20 protein-coding genes are annotated in these 21,471 nt (G+C 36.1%); 11 read left to right on the top strand and 9 right to left on the bottom strand.

Annotation, left to right across the window (positions count from 1 at the left end; all coding sequences use genetic code 11):
- Positions 1-61: 61 nt before the first annotated feature.
- The gene (locus tag EHQ59_RS09365; RefSeq protein ID WP_135619398.1) at positions 62-1,054 is read right to left on the bottom strand and encodes an HpcH/HpaI aldolase/citrate lyase family protein; all 993 of its coding nucleotides are present in this window, start codon (positions 1,052-1,054) and stop codon (positions 62-64) included.
- Between the two features lie 261 nt (positions 1,055-1,315).
- Here EHQ59_RS09365 and EHQ59_RS09360 point away from each other — a divergent pair, with 261 nt between their 5' ends.
- Complete coding sequence (locus EHQ59_RS09360; protein ID WP_135619397.1) at positions 1,316-1,765, top strand: globin domain-containing protein; 450 nt, start codon at positions 1,316-1,318, stop codon at positions 1,763-1,765.
- A 39-nt stretch (positions 1,766-1,804) separates the two neighbouring features.
- Here EHQ59_RS09360 and EHQ59_RS09355 read toward each other — a convergent pair whose 3' ends face one another.
- Positions 1,805-2,737: an ornithine carbamoyltransferase gene (locus tag EHQ59_RS09355; RefSeq protein WP_135619396.1), complete on the bottom strand. Its 933-nt coding sequence runs from the start codon at positions 2,735-2,737 to the stop codon at positions 1,805-1,807.
- A gap of 82 nt (positions 2,738-2,819) precedes the next feature.
- Positions 2,820-3,167, bottom strand: coding sequence for an LEPBI_I2431 family sigma-54 regulated protein (locus EHQ59_RS09350; protein ID WP_135619395.1), 348 nt, complete (start codon positions 3,165-3,167; stop codon positions 2,820-2,822).
- A 334-nt stretch (positions 3,168-3,501) separates the two neighbouring features.
- Here EHQ59_RS09350 and EHQ59_RS09345 point away from each other — a divergent pair, with 334 nt between their 5' ends.
- A complete protein-coding gene (locus EHQ59_RS09345; RefSeq protein ID WP_135619394.1) occupies positions 3,502-4,488 on the top strand; it encodes a cytochrome-c peroxidase in 987 nt (328 codons plus the stop codon).
- On the opposite strand, the gene EHQ59_RS09340 is transcribed toward EHQ59_RS09345, so the two are convergent.
- On the bottom strand, positions 4,485-5,114 hold the full coding sequence (locus EHQ59_RS09340; protein ID WP_244245460.1) for a TetR/AcrR family transcriptional regulator: 630 nt from the start codon (positions 5,112-5,114) through the stop codon (positions 4,485-4,487). The two genes, EHQ59_RS09345 and EHQ59_RS09340, sit on opposite strands and share 4 nt — an antisense overlap.
- Positions 5,115-5,648: 534 nt before the next feature.
- Here EHQ59_RS09340 and pyrE point away from each other — a divergent pair.
- Together pyrE and EHQ59_RS09330 are read left to right on the top strand one after the other, a co-directional pair.
- A complete protein-coding gene (gene pyrE, locus EHQ59_RS09335; RefSeq protein ID WP_135619392.1) occupies positions 5,649-6,206 on the top strand; it encodes an orotate phosphoribosyltransferase in 558 nt (185 codons plus the stop codon).
- Positions 6,206-6,958 (top strand): hypothetical protein, encoded by a 753-nt coding sequence (locus EHQ59_RS09330; protein WP_135619391.1) that lies wholly within the window; start codon positions 6,206-6,208, stop codon positions 6,956-6,958. Before pyrE ends, EHQ59_RS09330 begins: the two co-directional genes overlap by 1 nt.
- A 31-nt stretch (positions 6,959-6,989) precedes the next feature.
- Here EHQ59_RS09330 and EHQ59_RS09325 read toward each other — a convergent pair whose 3' ends face one another.
- The 3 genes from EHQ59_RS09325 to EHQ59_RS09315 are packed head-to-tail and all read right to left on the bottom strand — an operon-like array spanning position 6,990 to position 11,097.
- Entirely contained in the window at positions 6,990-7,892 is a 903-nt protein-coding gene (locus tag EHQ59_RS09325) for a hypothetical protein (protein ID WP_135619390.1), read from the bottom strand.
- 38 nt (positions 7,893-7,930) lie between these two features.
- A complete protein-coding gene (locus tag EHQ59_RS09320; protein ID WP_135619389.1) occupies positions 7,931-10,396 on the bottom strand; it encodes an ABC transporter permease in 2,466 nt (821 codons plus the stop codon).
- Entirely contained in the window at positions 10,393-11,097 is a 705-nt protein-coding gene (locus EHQ59_RS09315; RefSeq protein ID WP_135619388.1) for an ABC transporter ATP-binding protein, read from the bottom strand. Before EHQ59_RS09315 ends, EHQ59_RS09320 begins: the two co-directional genes overlap by 4 nt.
- 370 nt (positions 11,098-11,467) lie before the next feature.
- On the opposite strand from EHQ59_RS09315, the gene EHQ59_RS09310 reads away from it, so the two are divergent.
- From EHQ59_RS09310 to EHQ59_RS09280, 7 genes are read left to right on the top strand one after another with little or no spacing between them, the layout of a single operon-like run.
- A complete protein-coding gene (locus EHQ59_RS09310; protein WP_135619387.1) occupies positions 11,468-13,210 on the top strand; it encodes a proton-conducting transporter transmembrane domain-containing protein in 1,743 nt (580 codons plus the stop codon).
- 2 nt (positions 13,211-13,212) lie between these two features.
- On the top strand, positions 13,213-14,091 hold the full coding sequence (locus EHQ59_RS09305; RefSeq protein ID WP_135619386.1) for an NADH-quinone oxidoreductase subunit H: 879 nt from the start codon (positions 13,213-13,215) through the stop codon (positions 14,089-14,091).
- Between the two features lie 9 nt (positions 14,092-14,100).
- Positions 14,101-14,712 carry a formate hydrogenase gene (locus EHQ59_RS09300; RefSeq protein ID WP_135619385.1) on the top strand — a complete coding sequence of 204 codons (612 nt, stop codon included), beginning with the start codon at positions 14,101-14,103 and terminating at the stop codon, positions 14,710-14,712.
- Positions 14,709-15,917, top strand: a complete 1,209-nt coding sequence (locus EHQ59_RS09295; protein ID WP_135619384.1) for a proton-conducting transporter transmembrane domain-containing protein — start codon at positions 14,709-14,711, stop codon at positions 15,915-15,917. The genes EHQ59_RS09300 and EHQ59_RS09295 overlap by 4 nt, the downstream gene beginning before the upstream one ends.
- Complete coding sequence (locus tag EHQ59_RS09290) at positions 15,914-17,341, top strand: hydrogenase large subunit (protein ID WP_135619383.1); 1,428 nt, start codon at positions 15,914-15,916, stop codon at positions 17,339-17,341. The genes EHQ59_RS09295 and EHQ59_RS09290 overlap by 4 nt, the downstream gene beginning before the upstream one ends.
- Positions 17,338-18,159 carry an NADH-quinone oxidoreductase subunit B family protein gene (locus tag EHQ59_RS09285; protein ID WP_135619382.1) on the top strand — a complete coding sequence of 274 codons (822 nt, stop codon included), beginning with the start codon at positions 17,338-17,340 and terminating at the stop codon, positions 18,157-18,159. Before EHQ59_RS09290 ends, EHQ59_RS09285 begins: the two co-directional genes overlap by 4 nt.
- A gap of 5 nt (positions 18,160-18,164) precedes the next feature.
- Complete coding sequence (locus tag EHQ59_RS09280) at positions 18,165-19,400, top strand: adenylate/guanylate cyclase domain-containing protein (protein WP_135619381.1); 1,236 nt, start codon at positions 18,165-18,167, stop codon at positions 19,398-19,400.
- Position 19,401: 1 nt separating this feature from the next.
- On the opposite strand, the gene EHQ59_RS09275 is transcribed toward EHQ59_RS09280, so the two are convergent.
- Positions 19,402-20,244 (bottom strand): HDOD domain-containing protein, encoded by an 843-nt coding sequence (locus EHQ59_RS09275; RefSeq protein WP_135619380.1) that lies wholly within the window; start codon positions 20,242-20,244, stop codon positions 19,402-19,404.
- Positions 20,245-20,306: 62 nt separating this feature from the next.
- The gene (locus EHQ59_RS09270) at positions 20,307-21,434 is read right to left on the bottom strand and encodes a SpoIID/LytB domain-containing protein (RefSeq protein WP_135619379.1); all 1,128 of its coding nucleotides are present in this window, start codon (positions 21,432-21,434) and stop codon (positions 20,307-20,309) included.
- Positions 21,435-21,471: the final 37 nt, after the last annotated feature.

Genomic DNA, 21,471 nt, shown 5'->3' with positions numbered 1-21,471 from the left:
AAAAGCCCACTTCCGTGGGCTTTTTATCTCAATCAAACGAATCGATTTTATCTTATCAGTTTTATTTTGAGAAAAATCTTTTTTCAACTTCGTCTGGAAGTTTTTGTCCTGTGAGTTTTGCTCTTTGGACTAATTCCCAGAAATATCTGTAAGTCGCGCGGTCATGAAGGTCACCATCATGTTGGATCGGTCCCCAATCTGCATCTTGTGCTTTGATTAAAATGTCACAAGCAGTTTGTGTTTCTGCAAAGTTAGGTGCCATTGCATCCAAAATCGATTGGATTTGTGCAGGATAAATGGACCACATACGTAAGAAACCAAATTCATCATGAGCACGTTTTGCATCTTGGTAAGTTTGGTAAGTGTTTTTTAAGTCCAAAGTTACGTTGTGAGCAGGGATCACACCATTCATAAGTGCCGCTGCCACCATAGTTGATTTTGCACGACGAAGTAATTCGTGATCAAACTGACCTGGTGACTTCATACAAGAAGCAGGGATAGCACCATGGTGACCAGAGATAAAGTCCATCAAACCAAAATCTAATACTTGTAACCAAGGTAGACTTGCAATTTCAAATACGTCGTTTAATGCGCCATGAGTTTCAATTAAAACGTGAATAGGAATTTCTCTTTTGATTCCTGCTTTTTTACAAGCTTCTTGGATGTAAGAGATTTGTTCTTTTACTTGGCTAGCTTTTGTTGGTTTTGGGATTGTGATGTATGCAATTACGTTTCCAGCTCCAGGAACGATAATATCAATATCACCTCTCCAATGTTCGTTGGTATAATCATGAATACGAACTCCACTCATTTTGTGTTTGTTGAGTTCAGAATTTTGAATGCGAACAATCATTTCTGCGTGTTCTTTTTCTTTCCCAGTTTGAGCACCGTCTTCACAGTCCATCGTGATGTCGAAAAGGCCGCCAAGTTTGTTTTGCAACTCGAGAGCTTTGGTGATGAGTTTTTCAGATCCAGCGAAGTGTTCACAAGCAGGGATGATAGGGAAAGGTTTTTCTCCTGCAAAGAGAGCTGATTGCGGGTGAGTCAGTGCCATTTAGTATACCTTTTTCGGATTTTTTTACCAAGTTTTGGGAATTTTGCCTGTCGTCCAGGATTTAATGGCAAAATCTGAAGGGATTCACCTTCTACATCCATTCGATTCAAAATTACATTTCCTGTAAATTTCCCTGCACGTTAAGGAGGGGTGGGGCGAACCCTTTGTTCCAAAGGGCCGGGCCAGTCCGGGCTACGCCTTCGGCTCCGGTCGAAAAATCGACTTCCCCTTCCTGTCCCTTTCGCAAACCTGGAATTCGCATTGGAACCAAACGAAATTTACACGCCATCTGGAGGCCCACCTCCCTCGAACCCGAATATCAAACTTCTCTTTCAAAAATGGGGTGAAACTCAGATTCGAAAGTTAGTTTCCGATTTTTATGATTTAATCCAAAAATCGGAGATTCGTTGGATGTTCCAAGGTGACTGGGACCTCGCCAAAGAAAAACAAGCTGATTTTATGATCCAAGTGTTAGGTGGACCAAGTTATTACATTGAAAAATGGGGACCTGCGAGAATGCGGATGAGACATTTTGTTTTCCCGATTTCCGAAAAGGAACGTGCCATTTGGTTTCAATGTTACCACGACGCCTTACAGGGATTTGATTTTGAACATGAAGACAAAATCGATTTTCTTTATTTTTTAGATGGATTCAGTGCTTGGATGGTAAATCGAAAAGAACCACCTTGGGAAAAATACAAATCCGACTGATTGAATGAGTCAATCTATGGGATATTCTTCTTTTGAATTCTACGAGTGGTTTTCTAAAAGTTTTAAAATCACTGCTTTTTGCGCATCGAGTCGATTTTCAGCCTGTGTAAAAATAATCGATCGTTCACTTTCTACCATTTCTCTAGTGATTTCATAACCCGCATGAATTGGCATGTCATGCATTACTTTCGCTTTCGAATGTTTCATAAGTTCAACATTCACTTGGAATGGCATCATCATTTGAATGCGTTCTTCTTTTTCCTTCTGGAATTTTGGATCGTTGAAAAATTCCATATCGACCCATGTATCCGTATATACATAGTCTGCAGAAGAAACTGCTTTTTTTACATCTAACTCCCAACTAACGGTGCCTTTCTTTTTGGCTCTTTCGATCGCATCAGATACAATTGATTCTTTGCTAGCGATTGGAGTGACTAAAATCAAATGGATCCCGAGGGCTGCTGTGATTTCTACAAGTGAGTTCGCGACGTTATTGTGAACGCCGATATAACATAACTGTTTTTTTTGCCAATCTTTGGGTGAATCCATAACGATTGTGAGTATGTCTGCTAATGATTGGCAAGGATGGAATAAATTACAACATCCATTGATTACTGGAACCGTAGATCCAGATTTTAGAACGAGTAGGTCTTCATGTTTTTTCAATCGAGCCATGATGATGGCAACGTTACTCGAGAGATATTTGCCCTCAAAGTCAATGTCGGATAATAGAAAATTCGAAGCCATCCAATCCAAAAAGATTGCGTGGCCACCAAGTTCCGTCATCCCTGCTTCGAACGAAACTCTCGTTCTTGTGGATGTTTTTTGGAACAACATGGCAAGAGAACGTCCAGACATATGCCCCGAAAAATACACTCGGTTTTTCTTTACATAGACTGCAAAATCTAACAGTTCCTGGATTTCTCCATCTGTCCAATCCTGCCAGGAGATCAAATGTTTCACTTGGGACATAGCTTCCTTTTCACTATCGGAAGATTACGACTCCAAATCGAGTGTTTCTCTGGCGATCTGAGCCAATAAATTCTAAATTTTCTTAGGCCGCCGATTCTGCTAGGGAACGAGCAATGATAAAATTAGGCAAAATGAGTTCCTCTGCAAATTTGATCCCAAATTGCATCCCATCTTCCGTCTCTTTTAGCCAGGCAATTTTTCCACGGAAGGAAATTCTAGATCGAGTCAAATCACTCTCAATCATTCCTGTCACGACATCCTTTTCTTTGAGCTGGATCTCATGGTTAAACCAACTGCTAACACCTAATTCTGAAATATTCCCTATTTTGGAGACGACATATTCTGGTACTTCATTGATAGAAAAAATTTTTAAAACTAAGTCATCCCATTCTAAGGCTGTAATTCGTTCCGTTGTTCTGGTATTTAACATTTCATTCTCCTGAATCAGAAAGATACAAATGTTGAATGCATAATTCGTGCCAGATCAGAATGTATGGATACTTCCTTGATTGCCATGAAACTTGCAACAGGAGGCCATGCAATTGCCTTAGTTCGCTGAATCCATAAGCAAGTGATTTGGATTTCCTGGGAATTTTGCCTGTCTTTTTACCATTACGGACTTAAAAAATCGGATGTTAACTTTCATCAAATTACCCCAAATGACCTAAAATGGCATCGGATTCTATTCAGATATGTTATCTTTGCCTGAATTCTCACTTGCCCAATTCTGTATTTTTTCGCTATATAGCCGAAAGAGGAAAGACATGCTCAAACAAATATTTACACCTTTTCTAATCGTCATAACACTCTTTTCTTTGGTCTTTTGTGGTCCTTCTGAAGAAACAAAAGAAATCCAAGGAAAAGCGAAACAAATCATCGGTGCATTACCAGAAAAAATGCCAGGCTCTGAAAATGACTCTGAAAAACTCATTACACTCGGTAAAAAACTTTATTTTGAGAAAAAACTTTCACTGAATGAAACTCAATCCTGCAATTCATGTCATAACATCGAAGGTAAGTCAGCTGGAGTGGATAACCTTCCCACTTCTCCGGGAGCTTTTGGGAAAAATGGTGATCGGAATTCTCCAACGGTTCTCAATGCTGGTTTTCACTTGGCACAATTTTGGGATGGAAGAGCGGCTGACTTAAAAGCACAGGCAAAAGGACCGATTTTGAATCCAGTGGAGATGGCGATGCCTTCTGAAAAAGAAGTGTTGAAACGTATGAACGAAGATTCTGAATATCCGAGACTATTTGCGGAAGCCTTTCCTAATGACAAAAATCCGGTGACTTATGATAATTTAGCGGGTGCCATTGCGGCATTTGAAAGAACCCTTGTGACGTCTTCTCGATTTGATGATTTTGTCAAAGGAGATTACAAAGCGCTTTCAAAAGCAGAACAAGCAGGATTTAAAAGCTTTTTAGCTGCTGGATGTACGTCTTGCCACTCTGGAAATTTACTCGGAGGGAATTCTTACCGTAAGGTCGGACTTGTAAACGAATATAAAACAGAAGATTTAGGTCGATTTAACCTTACCAAAAAATCAGAGGACAAATTTGTCTTCAAGGTACCTAGTTTGCGAAATATAACCTTAACTGGACCATATTTTCATGATGGTAAAGTGGCAACCATTGAAGAAGCAGTTCAAAAAATGGCATATCATCAGTTGGGGATCAATCTATCGGAAGAAGAAACAAAAAAGATTGTCCTTTTCCTAGGAACACTCGCTGACAAAAATCGAGTGAATTAAACTAGTTTCAGTAAATATTCTCGGATCCCTGACATGAGTTCTAAGGATCCGAGAATCCACTTTTCTAACGCGCGGTAGCGTAATGCCATTGGAATTGGCTTCAAGTATTCTTTGAATTCCTTCGAACCAAGTGTTCTGAGTAGAGTGACCATTTGGCACGAAATCACCCTTAAGATCGGGTCGAACCCAGTCCTTTCGAACTGCAATTGCAGTGAGTCACTAATTCTTTTTTCGTAATTTTCCCATAACTGTAAATAACGTTGTTCTAAGATGGGATCGTCCATCCATGGATGGAAACCAGGGAGAGAATCGATTAAATTTTCAGGATCAATGGATTGGATCAAATTCCAAACGAAATCTTGAAACGCATCAAAAATGGATTGGCCTTTTTCTCGTGATAGGATGTGCAAAACCAATCTGTCACAGAATAGAATCTCTTCTCGAAACGCGAGTTCTTCCTTCGAACCAAAATAATTGAAGACAGTTTTTACAGATACGTTCGCCATATCTGCGATTTCTGGAACGGTAACTCGTGAATAACCTTTTTCCAAAAATAGTCTCTTGGCGACAGCAAGGATTGTTTCTTCTGTCTCGATTTTCTTCCGGATTCGTAGCGGTAATTTCATGATCATTGTTTCCGTTTAGGTCAAGTTTTCCAGTTTTTGGTTCTTTTCTATTTTCAATCTGGCTGAAATTCCCACCAATTTGTGAGATTTTGTGAAGATTCATTCGATTCAACCTAGATTTGATCAATCTTTCAGGAAAATAATCTAATTAGATTATATTTAAAGCAAGAGAAAATATTACTTGAACGTAGAAATACGATAAAATTAATATTATACTAAAAGCAAATTTACTATAGTCGTAATTTTACGTTCAGTGTAAAATTATACAAAAGGAATTAACTATTTCCTTCTTCCCGTCTGAATTTCTGTCTTTTGTATTCCATAACCTCGCTTGGAAAGTTTCCAATGACAGCCTTGAACACTAACTTCATTCACTCAGAAAAAGACCAGATTTTTTTTCAATCGAAGTAAGAATGGTAGTCCCAGCGAAATTCTCGGGATATCCACTTGAAGGAAGCTTTTTCTCAAGGAAAACAAAGATATGGCACGAGCAAATTATTGTTTTCATGCTTCGGGTAAGAAAATAATTAGAATATGTCCCATTCCAATCGTGACCAATTGTTCCAATGGATGAAGCGCTTTGTCTATCGGTATTCTGAAAAACCATTTCGTTTAGCGAGCGGACTAGAATCCCACCATTACTTCAACTGCAAAGAAGTCACCCTACGTCCCGAGCGATTGTCAATACTTGCAGATTGTTTTGTCGATGAAATCATTCCCCAAATGCAAATTGAATTTGATGCGGTCGGTGGTTTGACTTTGGGAGCGGACCCGATCGCCTACGCAATTTCACTCGCATACCAAAAAAGAGGAAAATTAATTTATCCTTTGGTGGTTCGAAAAGAATCGAAGGGACATGGCACTGGCCAACAAATAGAAGGTTTTTGGAAAGAAGTAAAAAGTTGTCTCATTGTGGATGACGTAATTACTACGGGTGGCTCTACGATTAAAGCAGTAAAAGTTCTTCGCGAAGTAGGGATCCAAGTCACTCATGGCATTTGTATCTTAAATCGAGAAGAAGGTGGAAAAGAAAATTTGGATGCAGAGCAAATTTCTATGCAATCCATCTTTTCCAAAAGTGAGTTTTTCTAATGAGTGAAAAAAAAATATTTTCTTACAATATACCGTTATTTAGAAAAAAATTACAAACACGTACTTGGGCCGTTGTAATACTCTTTGTTTTATTCGTAGTTTATAATAGTTTTCAAATTCCAAAAGAAGGAAGAATTCAATTTTTCACAATTTTTCTTCCTTTGCTTGGTTTATTCTTTTGGTTTCTTCGCAGGAATTATTTAAAACAAATTGAAATTCTATCTTCTGGTAAAGTTGAGTTGGAAGGTGGTATGTTGAAACAATTTGACTCTAACGGGAACTGTGCTTCAGTTAGAATCAAGGATATCGAAAATATTACCTTAGATAAATTTAGGGGATATGACCGTGTTATGTTAGAGACTAAGGAAAGAATTTATCCTTTGGTCAATATAGAGAATTACGATACATTGGTTTCCGTTTTAGAGTCTACTTCTGGAGTAAAAAGACAGATAGATCTGACGGATGATCGATTATGGAATTTAAAGACACCTCTCTATTTTATACCTAGTATCATTGTTTTAGTTTTAATATATTCACCATTTTCGTTCGCAATAAATTCGATATTCACAAAAGAGTTTTTTGGATTATTCTTTAATATAAATTTAATTGTTTATTTATTGTATACACCAGAGAAAGAAAATCATCTAAACGCAAAATTTTCTCTTAAAAGACGGTTGATTTTTATTTGTTTGGTTGTCTTTTTCTTTCAGGTCTATACGCAATTAGATAAAGTCGGATGGTTCCAACATTAATTGAAACTTAGGGTTTCATTAATGTTGAAATCTATTTTTGTGTGCTCACACCTTGCCTGATCATATTTAATTTAGCTTGAGCATAACGACGAAGTTCAATCATATCATTGGCGTATCGTTTGAGTAAGTTGTCTTGCTCTATTCTGTTTTCCATTGTTTGAATGGTGTCTCGAACATATTTAATGTCTTTTTCTTCTTTTAGTTTTCCAGATTGAATTAATTTTTTTACGATATCAAATTCATATTTTCGAAAATGCACTCGTAGTAAAAATTCTGTCGAAAAATTTTCCTTTGCTTTGATCCAATTCGAATCTATTTTTTCTTTCGGAGATTGTTCTTTGAGAATGTCAACCGCTCTTTTTGTTGGGTCGTTATCACGTAAACTAGCATTGTTTGCCAGTTCTTCTGCGATCATGCCTTCATCTTTGAAGATTTCCTGAAGTTTATTTCGTCTCCATTGATCTGTATACTCGTAACTTTGAGCAGTTAACATTCGTTGGAATTCTTCCAACATAACAGATAAATTTATGGAACGACCCAAAGGGGTATTGTTGAATTCTTTAATCTTAGGAAAAAGTTCTCGTGTAATCTGAAAGGCAGATTTTCTTTTATAATTGCTTGCTTCGTATAATTTTTCTAGTGAGTCTTCGGAATGTTTTTTTAATTCGTTTAAAATAAATGGCTCTGCAAATACGTAAGCATCTTCGCCATAAACAAATAAATTTGGGTCGGGAGAGACAATGCTCACAATGAAGATAAAGTGACTATCTCTAAGGGCATTTAGTAACTTTCTCAAGTCTTCTTCGCTTCTTGCAAGTTGCGAAGACCAAATTCGTAGGTGAGTATCTGATGTGGGGATTTTTTCGCGAGATTCGAGATTCTCTTTTCGAATTATATCTGCGAGCTCCAAGCAAACTTTGATACTTCCGGCCATGGTATAAACATAAGCAGAGGTCTGTTTTCGGTAAAGAATTATTCGTAATTTAACTCTTTAGAAATTTTCATTCTCAATAGAAAATAGAACGGGATAAGTGTGATTATGAATGTAAATAAAGGAATCACTATCGGAAGTTTTGCTACAAAGTGAACAGGGAACGAAAAATCCAACTCCCAACCAAAGGCATTTTTGTTGATTCCAAAGATTACAATGGGTGATAGGATTAAGCTATTCAGAATACCTGAAATAATGCCATGTGAAAAAAGGTAAAGAGTTTGGTAAAAAATCAGAGTAAACATCTGTTTTGAACTCATTCCTATTGCTTTTAAACCAGCGAGTATTCTTGATTTTTCTTTGATAAAGTAGAAGATTGAAGTAATCAAAGAAAGAATCGAAATTGTAATCGCTGAGATTTTAAGTTTGTCTAAGACTTTGAAAACTTGATTCATTCCCGTGATATATAGCTCTTTTAGTTGTTCATGATCCAAGTAATTTAAATCATTTTTGTTGGATAAATCCCTTATATAATTCAATACATCTTGCTTTTTGTTATGTTTTTTTATTGTTACACGAATCGAATTTAAGTATTGTTCTGAATACAAGGTTTTGAAGAACTCATAGTCCATCACTATTGTTCCGCGTTCGGAAAAAAAATGTTCTATTTGATCTTGAATTCGTATGGATAAATTACCTTTTTTTTCAGTGAGTATCTCGATTGAATCTCCTTTGCAAAGTTTTTCCAAAAAACAAAAATTTTTAGAAACTAGTATTTCATCTTTTTTTTGACCTTCCTTAAAGTTTAACACATGAAGGGTAAAAAATTTCCCATTCACAATGAATTTTGAATTGATAAGAAATGGTTCTACATCAGAAAAATAATTTGAGTTTTTTAGGTCTACCAAAAGGTTTACTGGAACACCAGCCTCTCCTGAACCTAATTTTTTTTCATTAATCAGAGAGTAGTCTGATTTATTTTCAGAATCAACCCAGCGCTTCAGTGAAACTTCATAACTATCTGTAAGGCAAGTTAAAGTAAATACTAGTGAAGTAGATAACATGATTGTGGAGATCGTTAAACTATTTTTCCAGGAATCTGTTTCGATTTCTCGAATGCCTAATAAAAAGCTGGGACTAACCTGGATGAGTCTGGTAATATTTGAGAAAAAGGAAATACTGATTGGTATCGATAAAAAGTTGAAGAGAACAAAGCCAACAATCACAAATCCGATACCGACTAATCCTGGGAAAATTTGTTTTTCTAATGTTAAAAATCCTAAAAAAATACTTGAACCAATTAGGAGAATTGCGATAAGCAAAACTATTTTTCGGGAGAAATATAAAGGAGAAATATGAATATAATCTTCTTTTTCTTTCAATAATTCGATTGGAAGTATTTTGTATGCTTTGATAGCATTTAAGAATGCACTTAAGATTGATCCAAGGATGGATATGAGAAATCCGTATAATAAAATTTCGGTTGGGAAGTGAAGATAGGTATCAATCTGATACGCATCTGTTAATGTATTTAAAGTTTGAAAGTAATTAAGTTTAGAGAAAAAAATTCCTAGAGTTGTCCCAAAAATACCTCCTAGGGTAGCTAACATTGTTGTTTGCATCAAAAAGAGAAAAAAATTAGAGATTCGATTTCCTCCAATAGACAATAAAATGCCGAAATCTTTTTTTTGCGAAATAAATAAGCCTGAATAAATATTCGATACCATAAAAAAAGAAATCAAAACAGAAACTAGTGAAATGATTGTCAGGTTGATTTTTAATGATCCAAGTGCTACTCCCGCTCTTTCTTTGATTTCTTCTTTTGATTCATATAACCAATTTGGATGATCCAAAAAAGAGTTGGTAAAACTTGGAATATTTTCAGTTGATCGATTGATTAAGTTGATAGTGGTAAATGAATTTGTCTTACAAATACTTTGTAATCTGCTAATATCCATTACGATAAATAATCCATCTTGATTCACGGCTTCAATTTCATCTGGTTGGATGAATAGTTGACTATCGCAAATGTTAACGGCGATTGCTACAGACTGTAATTTTAATTTTTGAATGAGCGGTTTGCTAAAAAAATATTTTTTTGGTTGGTTTTTTATGTCGGAATTGCCTGATTCAAGATTTGTAATTAGTAGATCTCTTCCAATTGTCGGAATACTTAAAGTTTGGTTATCTTCTAAGTTAAAATAACTCTTTACATGAAGTTCAGGTTCTATTCTGACTAAATCTGAAATTTGTGAATCAAGCGTTTTGATGAAATTGAAATATTTGAAATCTTTGTCGAAAGTTTCTTGATAAACAAATCGGCCAATGAAATTTTCAGATGCAAAACCAATGGTTTGGTCTACAATACTTTTTTCAGCTTTCCAAGAATTGATTTGCGTACTGACAAACAAAGCAATGCCTAAGCTAATACTTAAAACACTCAATATAGCTTTGGTGAAATCACTTTTGAAATGACCTAAGATAAAATAATAGAAGTAGTGTATCATTTTTTTATGATTAAACCATCTAACATTCGATAATTGATGTCCCCGGATTTACCAATTTCCTCATTGTGTGTGACCAAAAAGACCGTTATCCCTAATTTGCTGGAGCAGATCTTGAACAATTCCATGATCTTATCAGAAGACTTTGAATCTAAGTTACCCGTGGGTTCATCTGCGAAAATGAGTTTTGGTTCATGTACCATAGCCCTGGCTATGGAAACTCGTTGTTTTTCACCGCCGGACATTTCTTTCGGTGTAAAATGGTTTCGGTGGCTCAAACCTACCAAATCTAAAAATTCAGTTGCTTTTGCTTCTGCGAATTTTTTCGTTTTGCCTGAAAGAAGTAGCGGTAAGGAAACATTTTCTTTTGCGGTGAGATAGGGGAAGAGGTGGAAAAACTGGAAAACGATCCCGATTTGATTTCGACGATACTCTGTAAACGTTTCCTCAGTTGCCCCTACTAGTTCTTGTCCGAAGATTTTGACACTCCCTTCGCTAGGTCTTTCCACTGTAGAAAGTATATTGAGTAAAGTTGACTTTCCTGAACCGGAAGGACCCATTAAGGTGACCATTTGTTTTTCGGGGATTTGAAAACTGAGACCTTGTAAGATAGGCACTGAAAGTTTTCCTTGGAAAAAAGTTTTCCTTAAATTCTTTACATCAATGGCAAACTTCGTCTGCGTGTGTTTTTTTAATTGGTCCACGAAAAATACTTCCATTCTATCAGACAGGTGAAAGCATCAAAATGAAGGAAAACAAGTTGTTCATTCGCCTTATTTTGGTTCTGTCTTTTAGTTTTTTGGTTTTGGGAAAACCCCATGACCAATGGGCTGAGATTGCTCTTAGCGAAACCAGTGAAATTTTACAGTTAGAGAAAGATTCGAAAGAGACTACCCTAAAAAATGATACTTTCTTGAAATTATCTAATTTTCCAATTCCTTCTCCACAATTTCAAATCGTCTCATTCTATCAAAATTGCTCTGATCAGGTTCTTTTTGTATCATTATCTTTCATGAAATTACGAGCTCCACCGCAGCATACATAATCTTCTCATTTTCATATTGAGGTTAATTTATGTTAGAAGAAAAAAAGATATCGATTTTACGGTCGATACTCGTTGGGATTTCGGCCCTTTTGCCACTTGTTTTTTTAGTTATCGTGAATGAAGACATAATGTCTGTCGACTTTCCGATATTAGTTGGATTATTTATACAGGCCTATATTGGATTTGCGTCCTTTATGTTGGTGTTATCTTATGAACCAAAAGAAAAGAATAAAGTAACCCTAGGTTATGCTATCTTTTGGGCTTCGCTAGGTGTGTGTTATCTTTCAGGTAAATCTCTATTGCTACCCATTGCCTTGGAAATTACGTCCTTTTCGACTATCCTCATTTATTCAGGAACAGATTTCGGGAAAAAACAAATTGAAAGTTTGGGTTCTTTGTTACTTGCATCTGGAATTTCTGCTTTGTTTTTATCTGCTTGGATTATGTTACCAGATGGTGATGCGATTGGCACATTGCTTTTGTTAATTGGACTTCTAATCAAATCTGGTTTTTCTGGATTTCATATTTGGTTACCAAAAGTAAATGAAGGTGGGCCTTCTCATGCATTAGGAGCTTTTGCAGGTGTGTTGGAAGTTTTTCCGTTACTTTTATTTTATCGATATGTTTTACCAAACCAATTAGATCCAATTGTGTATCAAATCTTGTTTCCTCTTGCTGCATTGGGAATTTTTTTTGGAGGTATAACTAGTTTTTTTCACAAGGATCCAAAAATATCCCTTGCGTATAGTTCTATCGAATCATTAAATTTTCTGTGGTTATGTTTAATCATAACGGGGATGTTTCAGTTTTCAGGTGACACTGATTTAATGAATTTAAGTAATTCATTTCGTATTCTGTTTTTTTTGAGTTTGTTTCATCATTCCTTCTCAAAGACATTTCAACTTTTTTCCATAGGAATGGTTTCAAGGTTGGTTCAATTTGATTCAAGTGACTCTTTAAAAGGGATTGGGCGTTTACTTGGAATCTCTCCCATTTTATTAGGCGCTGGTACATTTAGTTACGCAGTATTGCCTGGCACATTAGGATTTATTTCCGAAGCTACTTATTTTTATTTAAATGTGAGAATATTGGATCTACCAATTGGTAGATCTGTATTTTTATTACCTTCGATGATTTTTATTTTTTTTGGAATTGTATTGGGTGGGTTTACTCATTTGAAATTATACTTAAGTATGTTTCTTTCGTTACCAAGCAAAAAAATGAATCTCATATCATTTGATCAGGATAAAAAGAGGTGGTTGTATATTTCATTATTTAGTTTGGCAATATTCATTTTCTTATTTCCAATCCTTTTGCCTTTTTTCATTCAATTGCCAATGTTAAAACCATTTGCTGATGTTGCTTTGGTTAATTGGTTTTTGAATTTATCTATTGTTTCGGCTATTACTATCTCGATATTGTTTTTAATCTTTATCTTTGAGAGAAAAAAACAAAATAAACTACCTGATGTAAAGAAACAAAGTTGGGATTGTGGAGGAGGATACAGTGGGCATGAACTATCTATTCCATCTTCTGTTTTTTCAAAACCATTAAAAAATTCTTTAGGAAGATATTTTATCAATAAACAAGGTGATTCTAAAGTAGATCACTATATCTTACTATTGGTAACTTCATTTTTTAAACTTGGAACTCGATTTGTGTCTTCCACAAACCAGGCGAAGGATGAAGATATCAGTAAATATTTAGCTATTTCATCCATGTTTTTGATCTTTATCTTTGCTCTATTGATTCTAGGTGATTTTCGAGGTTAACCATGGAATTTTTAATTTATATGATCTATTTATCCTTATTATTTTTGACTTTGCCATTTTTATTAACTGGAATTATTCGAAAGGTTAGGGCATATGCACAAGGGAGACGTGGTCCCAGGTTGATACAGTTTTTTTGGGAAATAAATAAAGCTTATTTGAAGGAACCCGTTCATCATAAATTTTATTCTGAAATTTCAAGCCTAGCACCGAAGGCAGCGCTTTATTCCGCTTTTATGATCTGGACTATTGTTTTATTCGAGTGGGCGCCATTCATCTTAATTCCATTTTTCTTGGCACTTTATCGTTTTTCATTTATAGGATTTGCTATGGAGGGGACTAGTTCCTTCGGTGGTATGGCATCTGGAAGAGAAATTCTCTTATCGGTTATGGTGGAACCAACATTTATCTTGATGATTCTTGCCGCACAATCTCATATCGAAATTTCAGAAACACCGCAGGGAATCCTAGTTGGGATTTTGTTTTTGGCTTTATCGTTTATTACAATTCTTGCAGAGCTCGCCAAACCTCCTTTTGATGATCCTCGAACACATTTGGAGTTAACAATGGTTCATGAAGCAATGATATTGGAAGCATCAGGTAGGCATTTAGCTTTTTTTGAATTAGCAAGTTCCATGAAATTATCTGCTTTATTGGTCTTTTTAGTGAAACTTGCTCTCGAACATTCAAAATTATTAAATAATGTATTTATGAATCAACTAAATCGAGAGTTTTTAATTTTGCCTATAGTTGTGTTGCTTGCGATTTTGTTGGGCTTTTGGGAAGCATATAGTGTTCGTCGTAAATGGACATGGATTCCCGAATTCATGGGATTAATCTTCATTGCGATTTTAATCTTAGGTTCTTTAGTAAAACTCTCTTAGGAAATCAATATGATTTATGACTTCGTATATTTATTGTTACTGCTAACTGGCATTGTGGTTTTAGTTGAAAACCGTTTGAGTCGTATCATTTTGTTTTTAAGTTTTCAGGGATTTCTTCTGATATTTCCAGTGATTCAAACACATGAAGATGACTGGAAACATGCAGCTTCATTAATTATTCTTGTGGTATTATTTAAGGCAATTTTGACTCCCTTGATATTGAACTGGACTGCAAATAAATCCAAGATGAATGAAAGCACAACACCTCGGTTTGGTTATTTGGCAACATTGCTGTTTATGATTCTAGGTTTAGTGCTTGCTGTGAAAATTACCGAAGGAGTTTCTGTTTTAACGATTCCAGTTCATAAAATCGGCTTAATTTATGTGATTTTACTGGTTTATGTGGGTGTATTGTGCTTTGTTGTTAGGCGAAACTGGTTGGCATTGATTGCTGGGTTTTGTGTTTTTGAAAATGGTATTTTTGTTTTGACCTTGGTTTTAGATAAAGGACTTCCTTTTGGATTAGAGTTTGGTTCTTTTTTAGATGCAATTTTGGTCATCGTCTCTGGAGGTATTCTCCAATTATCTCCTCATATGCATACTAAGGAAAGAAAGACATGATGATGAATTTATTTTATTGCACTGGCCTTGTTGCTTTCGTTGTTATTTTTTTAGTATCGATATTTGCTCCAACGAAAGGTCAAACAAGGATTTGGTTATGGAGCATTTTAAAAGTTTTATTTTTCTCGGTTCTGTTTTGCTCATGGTTTACTGATAATCTTGTTTTGAAATGGATACTAATCGAAGCTTCCACTTTGTTTGGTGCTCTTTTGATTTCTTCCAGTGGGACTGAAAAATCTTTTCATGTAGGTTGGAAGTTTTTGCTCATCAACTCTTATGCGCTGGGTTTGGCTTTTTTGGGGATTGTCATTTTGCTCTTTGCTTCGACGCCATTGGAAAATTTAGAATTTGCTTCTCTAAAAAATGGATTAGTGGGGCAGTCTGGTTTACTCATTGAAACTGGAATTTTATTAACTGTTTATGGTTATAGTGGTAAACTTGGTTTGGTACCAAATCATTTTTGGGTAGGCGACACATATGCTGAAAGTCCAAGTCAAATTTCTTCTTTAATTGCATCATTTGTTCCCGTGAGTGTTGTATTAGCCATCAGACCACTTGTAAATTTGGAAAAAGAAGTAAATCCTCATCTCATCAACGCATCAAACGGATTGTTGTTTATCGGAATTCTAACAATTCTATATGCAACGTTAATGCTTGTGTCGCGAGATGATATTCGAAGGATATCGGCTAAGGTAGCGTTGTTTCATACAGGTATGTTAACCATATTTTTAAGGATTGATGTTAGTGATGATGTCTTCTATTTTTTATTAACCTCCACGATCCTCGTTAAACTTTTAGTTTTTATCTCTATGGGGATACTACGAATGGATGCTGGTAAAAGAAATATTTCTCAAATACTTAACAATGAAAGTCTCAGTCACAAAGCATTATATGTATATCTGTTAGCTCTATTGATTTCATTTGTGTTTCCTTTGTCTCCAGTGTTTATTTTAGATCTTAAAATTGTAGAGATAGCGATCTTGAACCATCAGTTTTATTTGTTTTTGTTCCCTATCTTAGGATCTGTTTTCTTTTTTATCGCGTTAAATAAAGTATTGCCGATGGTGAAACTTCCCAATCGAGATTTTAATCCTAGTTTATACAAAATTTTGACGATCAGATATTCTTTCTTTTGGTTCTCCCTACTGTTAACCGTTGGTGTTGGAACTTACGGATTGTTGTTTTTAATGGGGAAGTATCTATGAGTCAAGTAACTGGAATCACAAACTTTAATGGGGTTTATTACCAATTTTTATATCAAAACAATTTGATTGAGATGGAAGAAGTTAAATCGAAAAAAAGTAATATCGATTTTTTGTTAGATCAAAAATATCCTGTTTGGTTGGTTCGTCATTCTTTTGGTCAAGATATGGGATCGGAAGAATATTCGGAATTAAAAGAAGAAGATTTTTTAAATGATAACCGAGGTAAAAATTTATCTCTTCACCAGAAAACAGGAGTAGTTCGTGATTTGTTTTACCATGGATTGACTGTTCCTTTTTCCGATGGGAACTATTCCCATGCGGTTGGTCCCATTCATGCTGGTATCATTGAACCTGGTCATTTTCGTTTTGTCGTCGAAGGGGAAGAGATACGTCACTTAACGATTCGATTGGGATTTCAAAAACGGAATATACAAGAGTTGATATTAAACAAACCAATTGGACAAGTCATGTCTTATTCTGAAACCATTTCGGGTGACACAAGCATTGGTTATTCACTGACATTTTCAAACATATACGAAGAAGCATATGGGATCCATCTTCCAAAAGACATTCGATTGTTTCGTTCCATACTTGTTGAATTGGAGAGAATCGCAGTTCATATCGGTGATTTGGGTGGAATTTCTGAAGACATAGGATATTATCCATTGTATGGAGTTTGTGTAACGGATAGAGGAGCTGCATTGGGTCTTATGGAAACTTGGACTGGTCATCGCTTTGGGAAATCTGTGATACGGCCTGGTAAAGTATTAGTGAATCAAAAGATCAGTCCTAAGCTGGCAAAGGAATCTTTTTACCAGTTAAAGAAAGTATATAATACCCGAGTACGACCGCAAATCCTTCGTGCGTTATCTATTTCGACATTAAAGGAAAGAATGCAAGGTTGTGGGTTTATTTCCGAATCAGATGTGGAGACATATGGTTTTGTTGGTATGGTTGCAAGAATGGCGGGTGTGGAAGATGATTTACGGAAGAACCATACTGATTATCCAAATTGGAAACCACTTCCATTAAAAGAAGAGCACCATCATTATAATGGTGATGTTTGGGCTAGGATGTATTTACGTTTTGCAGAAATCGAACAATCATTAGATTGGATCGAAAATATAATTTCAACTCTTGATTGGGATTTAGTTTGGAGCGAAGGTCGTGATCAAAGACTAAATGAGTTATTTACTAAAAAAATTAATCCAGGTGTTTTTTTTAAGACTGTAGAAGCTTGGCGTGGTCCATTATTAGTTGCTCTTAATTTAGATGAAGATGGATATGTTAAAAATTCTTATATAAGAGATCCTTCCGTATTAAATTGGCATGCATTAGAATTAGCAGTGCGAGGTGAACAAATCAGTGACTTCCCTTTGAACAATAAGTCATTTAATTTAAGTTATGTTGGGTTTGATCTATGAAATCTTTATTAGAAATTCTGAATTTTGTTAAAACCAAAAAGGTTTTGAACTTTGAAACTGCTTCACCTGTTCATCCAAACCAAAGAGGGATTCCCGTTCCTACAAAACAAATGTCTTCTGGATGTGGTTCCTGCAATCTCTGCGAAGTCAATTGTCCCACTAAAGCAATCGAACGAAAGGGAGATTCGGAATTCCTCGTGGACTATGGAAAATGCCTGCAATGTGGTGATTGTGTGGAAATATGCCCGGATGCGAAACTTACCAATTCTGGATTTATTTACGTATTTTCCTTACACAGAGAAGAATTTTACACTTCCTATAAAAATGGAATTCTGCAAACTTCCTTGCATAAGTCAATTCCACTCACGGCAAATCAGGAACGTTTTCGTAAGCTCACACACAAACGAGGTTTTTTATACCGAGAAGTCGCTGCGGGTGGTAACAATACTGTTGAATCAGAATTAAATGCCTCCTTCAATTCAGTCTTCGATTCCGAAAGAGAAGGGATTCGATGTGTTGCGAGTCCCAAACATGCCGATGCGATTGTGTTTTCTGGCCCAGTCAGCGAAAATATGGCGGCACCCTTAGAGACTGCCTGGAATGTGATGAGTGAACCCAAAGCTCTGATTGCTTGCGGAACGGAAGCGGTGAGTGGGGGACTTTTCCCTCAGTGTAATCTTCCGAAAGAACCAGACCTATACATTTCAGGAGATCCCCCTAGACCAGACGTCATTTTACAAGCATTTCGATTGTTACTTGGAAGATTTTCCTTCCAATTCCAAGAGGCGCTTCACAAATTTTTAGAGAGTGAAAAATAAAGCGCGTGGATTTAGAAAAAGAAGAAATAGTTCGAGTCATTGTCCTAGAACCTCAAAAGAAGTCGTATGATACCATTTCTGAATTACTCAAAGATTGGTTTGGTGATTACATCGAACTCACTTGGCGCTCTTTGTTTGAAAATGGTGCAGAAGAAATTAAGAAAGTGCAGTATGATTTGCTGATCACCGAAATCCAATTTCCAGAATTTGAGGTTTCACCGGAAGACGTTTTGGAACAAATTATGGATTTAGCAGGTCCATCAGAATTACCAGTGGTTGTGTTTACAAAGGCAGAAGGAAAACAACTTCCTATCCTTGCTTTTCAATTGGGGATCAACGAATATTTCAGCAAACGTCGGTTAAAGAAGAACATATTGGAACATCGATTCCGTAATTTGTTTCGAGAGATTTACCGCAAAAAAGTGGTATCGATTCAAATGGAGGATAGTTTGAAACGGTTCCAAGACTTATATGGAATGAACCAATCAGAGATCCAAGATCTGAATACAATGGTGAAAAAGTTCAAGAAGGAACTTGAGAAAGAATACGAAGAAAAACTCAAATTAGAAAACGATAAAAAGAAAATGCAAAACGTTTTTGGGATGTATGTTGATCCCATCATCGTTGAAAGTTTGATGAATAATTCACTTTCCTTAGATCAAAAAGGAAAGGAACAGGAAGTATCTGTTCTCTTTTCAGATATCAGAGGTTATACGACTTTATCAGAGAAAATGAAACCAGAGCAGGTAATTTCTTTTTTGAATGAATACTTTACTGCAATGACAGAAGTTATCTTAGGTTACGGTGGCATGATAGATAAATACATCGGTGATTCCATTATGTGTTTGTTTGGTGCACCTGTATTTCAAGAAGACCATAGACAAAATGCTTTGGATTGTGCTGTGGAAATGATTCAAGTATTTGAATTGTGGCAACCCAAATGGGATCAAATTTATGGCTTCACTCCGCAAATTGGAATTGGAGTGGCTTCCGGGAAAGCTATTGTTGGAAACGTAGGTTCTTTCCAAAAATTATCATACACTGCTGTTGGAGATACAGTCAACATGGCGAGTCGTTTGGAATCAATGGCAAAACCTATGCAAGTGTATGTTTCTGAAGGTCTGTACAACCATTTGCCAGAAGATTACGCAAAAAAATATAGATACGAAGAACTGGAACCTGTGAAAATAAAAGGAAAAGAAGGTTTACATCGAATCTTAAGTGTAAAACCTATCTCATGATCTAAAGCGTACTACAAAACTGATATAACTCATTTGATTTGAGTTTTTCATCTTTGGCTGCTAAAAAGATTTTTGTATCTTCTATTGTCAGGCCAAGTGCGGTTTTGTATTCTTCAAATTTTTCTTCTGTATTTGGTTCTTGTTTTCCATGGCCTGTGAGTTTGGCAATGGTTCCTGCAAATCCAATGATTTGTCCAAGTGGTGTTTGTTCTGTCACAGGTTTTGATAAATCTTCGATAGAGGAGATGATGATACTTGGCATTTTCCAAAGTTTTGCTGCGGCACTTCCCATTTCATAAGAATCCACACCAAAGGCTTTTTTCTCTAAGCTAACAAGATTTGTATCAGAGGTTTGGAACTCAGTGAGAACTGCTACGTATTTTGTTCGGTCAATGGTATTTAAAACAATTCTACCTAAGTCTTGCATCAGTCCACATGTGATTGCAAGTTCAGCTTCTTTTTTGAATTTTTTCTCTTCACAAAGAATCTGAGCAAAAATTCCTTTGGCAACGGAATGATCCCAAACTTCATCTCGGAATTTTTTATAATTCCCTTGGCTAAAGAGAGAATCCGTCATGGACATGGCTACCATACTACGGACGGTTTTAAATCCTAGGCGAGTGATCACTTGTTTCATATTTGCAACAGGATTCCCACGTGAGAAAAAAGGTGAGTTTGCTAATTTTAAAAGTCTAGCGACAAGGACCTGGTCTGATTGGACTTTCTTTTCAAGTTCTCCAAAGGAGAGTTCGTTGTCATCATCCAGGGAAAGTACGGATAATAAGACTGGCGGAACAATCGTCAGATCTTTGATTTGGGATAAGTATTCTTCCAGTGTTGCCATGTGTTTTAGAACCTAAGGACAGATTCTAAAACTATCTGACGAGGGAAATCAAAAACTAGCAGTTATTTTGAGACAATTCTTGCGAATTCAATTCCCTTAAAGTAGTGTTGTAATATTTCTTTGTGGTTGAATTGGCTTTTGGCCATAGCAAAACTTCCCCACTGAGACATACCCACACCATGACCAGAACCTAAACCTTTTACATAAAAATCACCTGAGTCTTCTTTGCGAATTCCAAACCGAGTGGATTTTAATTTGGTAGCTCCAATCTTTTTACGAAACTCTGTCGCTTTGATTTTTTTGGTTCCTGTAGATCCAATGATTTCCAATTCATTCACACGAGAGGTAGGAAAACGATTTGCAACAACAATGTCTTGCACTTCACCAATTCCTAAATCACGTAAACTTTGATTTACATAATCTGTTTTCCATTTGTCTTCCCAGGCGTATTGATCACCATCTTTATCATATTCAGAAGGAACAGGTTTTAAATATTCAACTGGGTTTCCCCATACATTCGCTGGATCTTCCGTATAACCACCAGCATTCGAATGGAAAAAACTTTGGATGGGTTGGCCTTTATGGATGAGAATTAATCCTTCTGTTTCAAATACAGCTTCTGTTGTATTCTTATGTTCTTTGTTTTTTCCTTTGTACACTTGTGTGTTTGTTGATGTATCAACGTCAAACTCTTGTTTTTTGCGGTTTAACATTTCTTTGACTACATAGGTTCTTGCACAGACTGCTTGAGCCTTCAGTGCTTCTTTGGGCCAAGAGGCACTGACTTCCGAAGGAACGACTGAGAGAAGGTATAATTCAATTGGAACTAAATTGATGATGAATACTTTTCCATTAATGGGTTTGAGTAAAATGGTTCCGCGGTAACTAATTCCTTTGTATTCAATCCACTCTGCATTACTTTGGATAGAGATAGGTGCTTTGATAGCAGTTGGATTTAAGGATAAAAAATCATAAGCTCTTTTGATCGTTAGATCATTTGCATCTTTGACAATTAATTCCCCTGTCGTTTTAAAAATTTCTTCCTCACTTGCATATCCAAGTAGGACTCGAACAGGTCTTTCTTTGAAATTGGAATCGTCAGGAACCCAATTTGTGACCATCACACTCGCACAACCAATTTGCCAGAAAATGGCGATACAAAGATATAAGATGGATGTCCGTTGTTTCATACTACCCTCTCTATCAATTTCGGCCGAATTCCGGAAT

It is taken from the genome of Leptospira kemamanensis, from assembly GCF_004769665.1.
Lineage (GTDB): Bacteria > Spirochaetota > Leptospiria > Leptospirales > Leptospiraceae > Leptospira_A > Leptospira_A kemamanensis.
Note: the sequence above shows the minus strand (reverse complement) of the source record. Positions and strands in the feature narration are given on the sequence as shown.

What these genes read in the sequence shown, in the direction of transcription:
- pyrE (WP_135619392.1), top strand. Translation starts at nt 5,649, where the DNA reads ATGTCCCATTCCAATCGTGACCAATTGTTCCAATGGATGAAGCGCTTT.
- EHQ59_RS09345 (WP_135619394.1), top strand. Translation starts at nt 3,502, where the DNA reads ATGCTCAAACAAATATTTACACCTTTTCTAATCGTCATAACACTCTTT.
- EHQ59_RS09290 (WP_135619383.1), top strand. Translation starts at nt 15,914, where the DNA reads ATGAGTCAAGTAACTGGAATCACAAACTTTAATGGGGTTTATTACCAA.
- EHQ59_RS09325 (WP_135619390.1), bottom strand. Translation starts at nt 7,892, where the DNA reads ATGGCCGGAAGTATCAAAGTTTGCTTGGAGCTCGCAGATATAATTCGA.
- EHQ59_RS09295 (WP_135619384.1), top strand. Translation starts at nt 14,709, where the DNA reads ATGATGATGAATTTATTTTATTGCACTGGCCTTGTTGCTTTCGTTGTT.
- EHQ59_RS09355 (WP_135619396.1), bottom strand. Translation starts at nt 2,737, where the DNA reads ATGTCCCAAGTGAAACATTTGATCTCCTGGCAGGATTGGACAGATGGA.
- EHQ59_RS09350 (WP_135619395.1), bottom strand. Translation starts at nt 3,167, where the DNA reads ATGTTAAATACCAGAACAACGGAACGAATTACAGCCTTAGAATGGGAT.
- EHQ59_RS09270 (WP_135619379.1), bottom strand. Translation starts at nt 21,434, where the DNA reads ATGAAACAACGGACATCCATCTTATATCTTTGTATCGCCATTTTCTGG.
- EHQ59_RS09330 (WP_135619391.1), top strand. Translation starts at nt 6,206, where the DNA reads ATGAGTGAAAAAAAAATATTTTCTTACAATATACCGTTATTTAGAAAA.
- EHQ59_RS09365 (WP_135619398.1), bottom strand. Translation starts at nt 1,054, where the DNA reads ATGGCACTGACTCACCCGCAATCAGCTCTCTTTGCAGGAGAAAAACCT.
- EHQ59_RS09320 (WP_135619389.1), bottom strand. Translation starts at nt 10,396, where the DNA reads ATGATACACTACTTCTATTATTTTATCTTAGGTCATTTCAAAAGTGAT.
- EHQ59_RS09285 (WP_135619382.1), top strand. Translation starts at nt 17,338, where the DNA reads ATGAAATCTTTATTAGAAATTCTGAATTTTGTTAAAACCAAAAAGGTT.
- EHQ59_RS09310 (WP_135619387.1), top strand. Translation starts at nt 11,468, where the DNA reads ATGTTAGAAGAAAAAAAGATATCGATTTTACGGTCGATACTCGTTGGG.
- EHQ59_RS09300 (WP_135619385.1), top strand. Translation starts at nt 14,101, where the DNA reads ATGATTTATGACTTCGTATATTTATTGTTACTGCTAACTGGCATTGTG.
- EHQ59_RS09340 (WP_244245460.1), bottom strand. Translation starts at nt 5,114, where the DNA reads ATGAAATTACCGCTACGAATCCGGAAGAAAATCGAGACAGAAGAAACA.
- EHQ59_RS09275 (WP_135619380.1), bottom strand. Translation starts at nt 20,244, where the DNA reads ATGGCAACACTGGAAGAATACTTATCCCAAATCAAAGATCTGACGATT.
- EHQ59_RS09305 (WP_135619386.1), top strand. Translation starts at nt 13,213, where the DNA reads ATGGAATTTTTAATTTATATGATCTATTTATCCTTATTATTTTTGACT.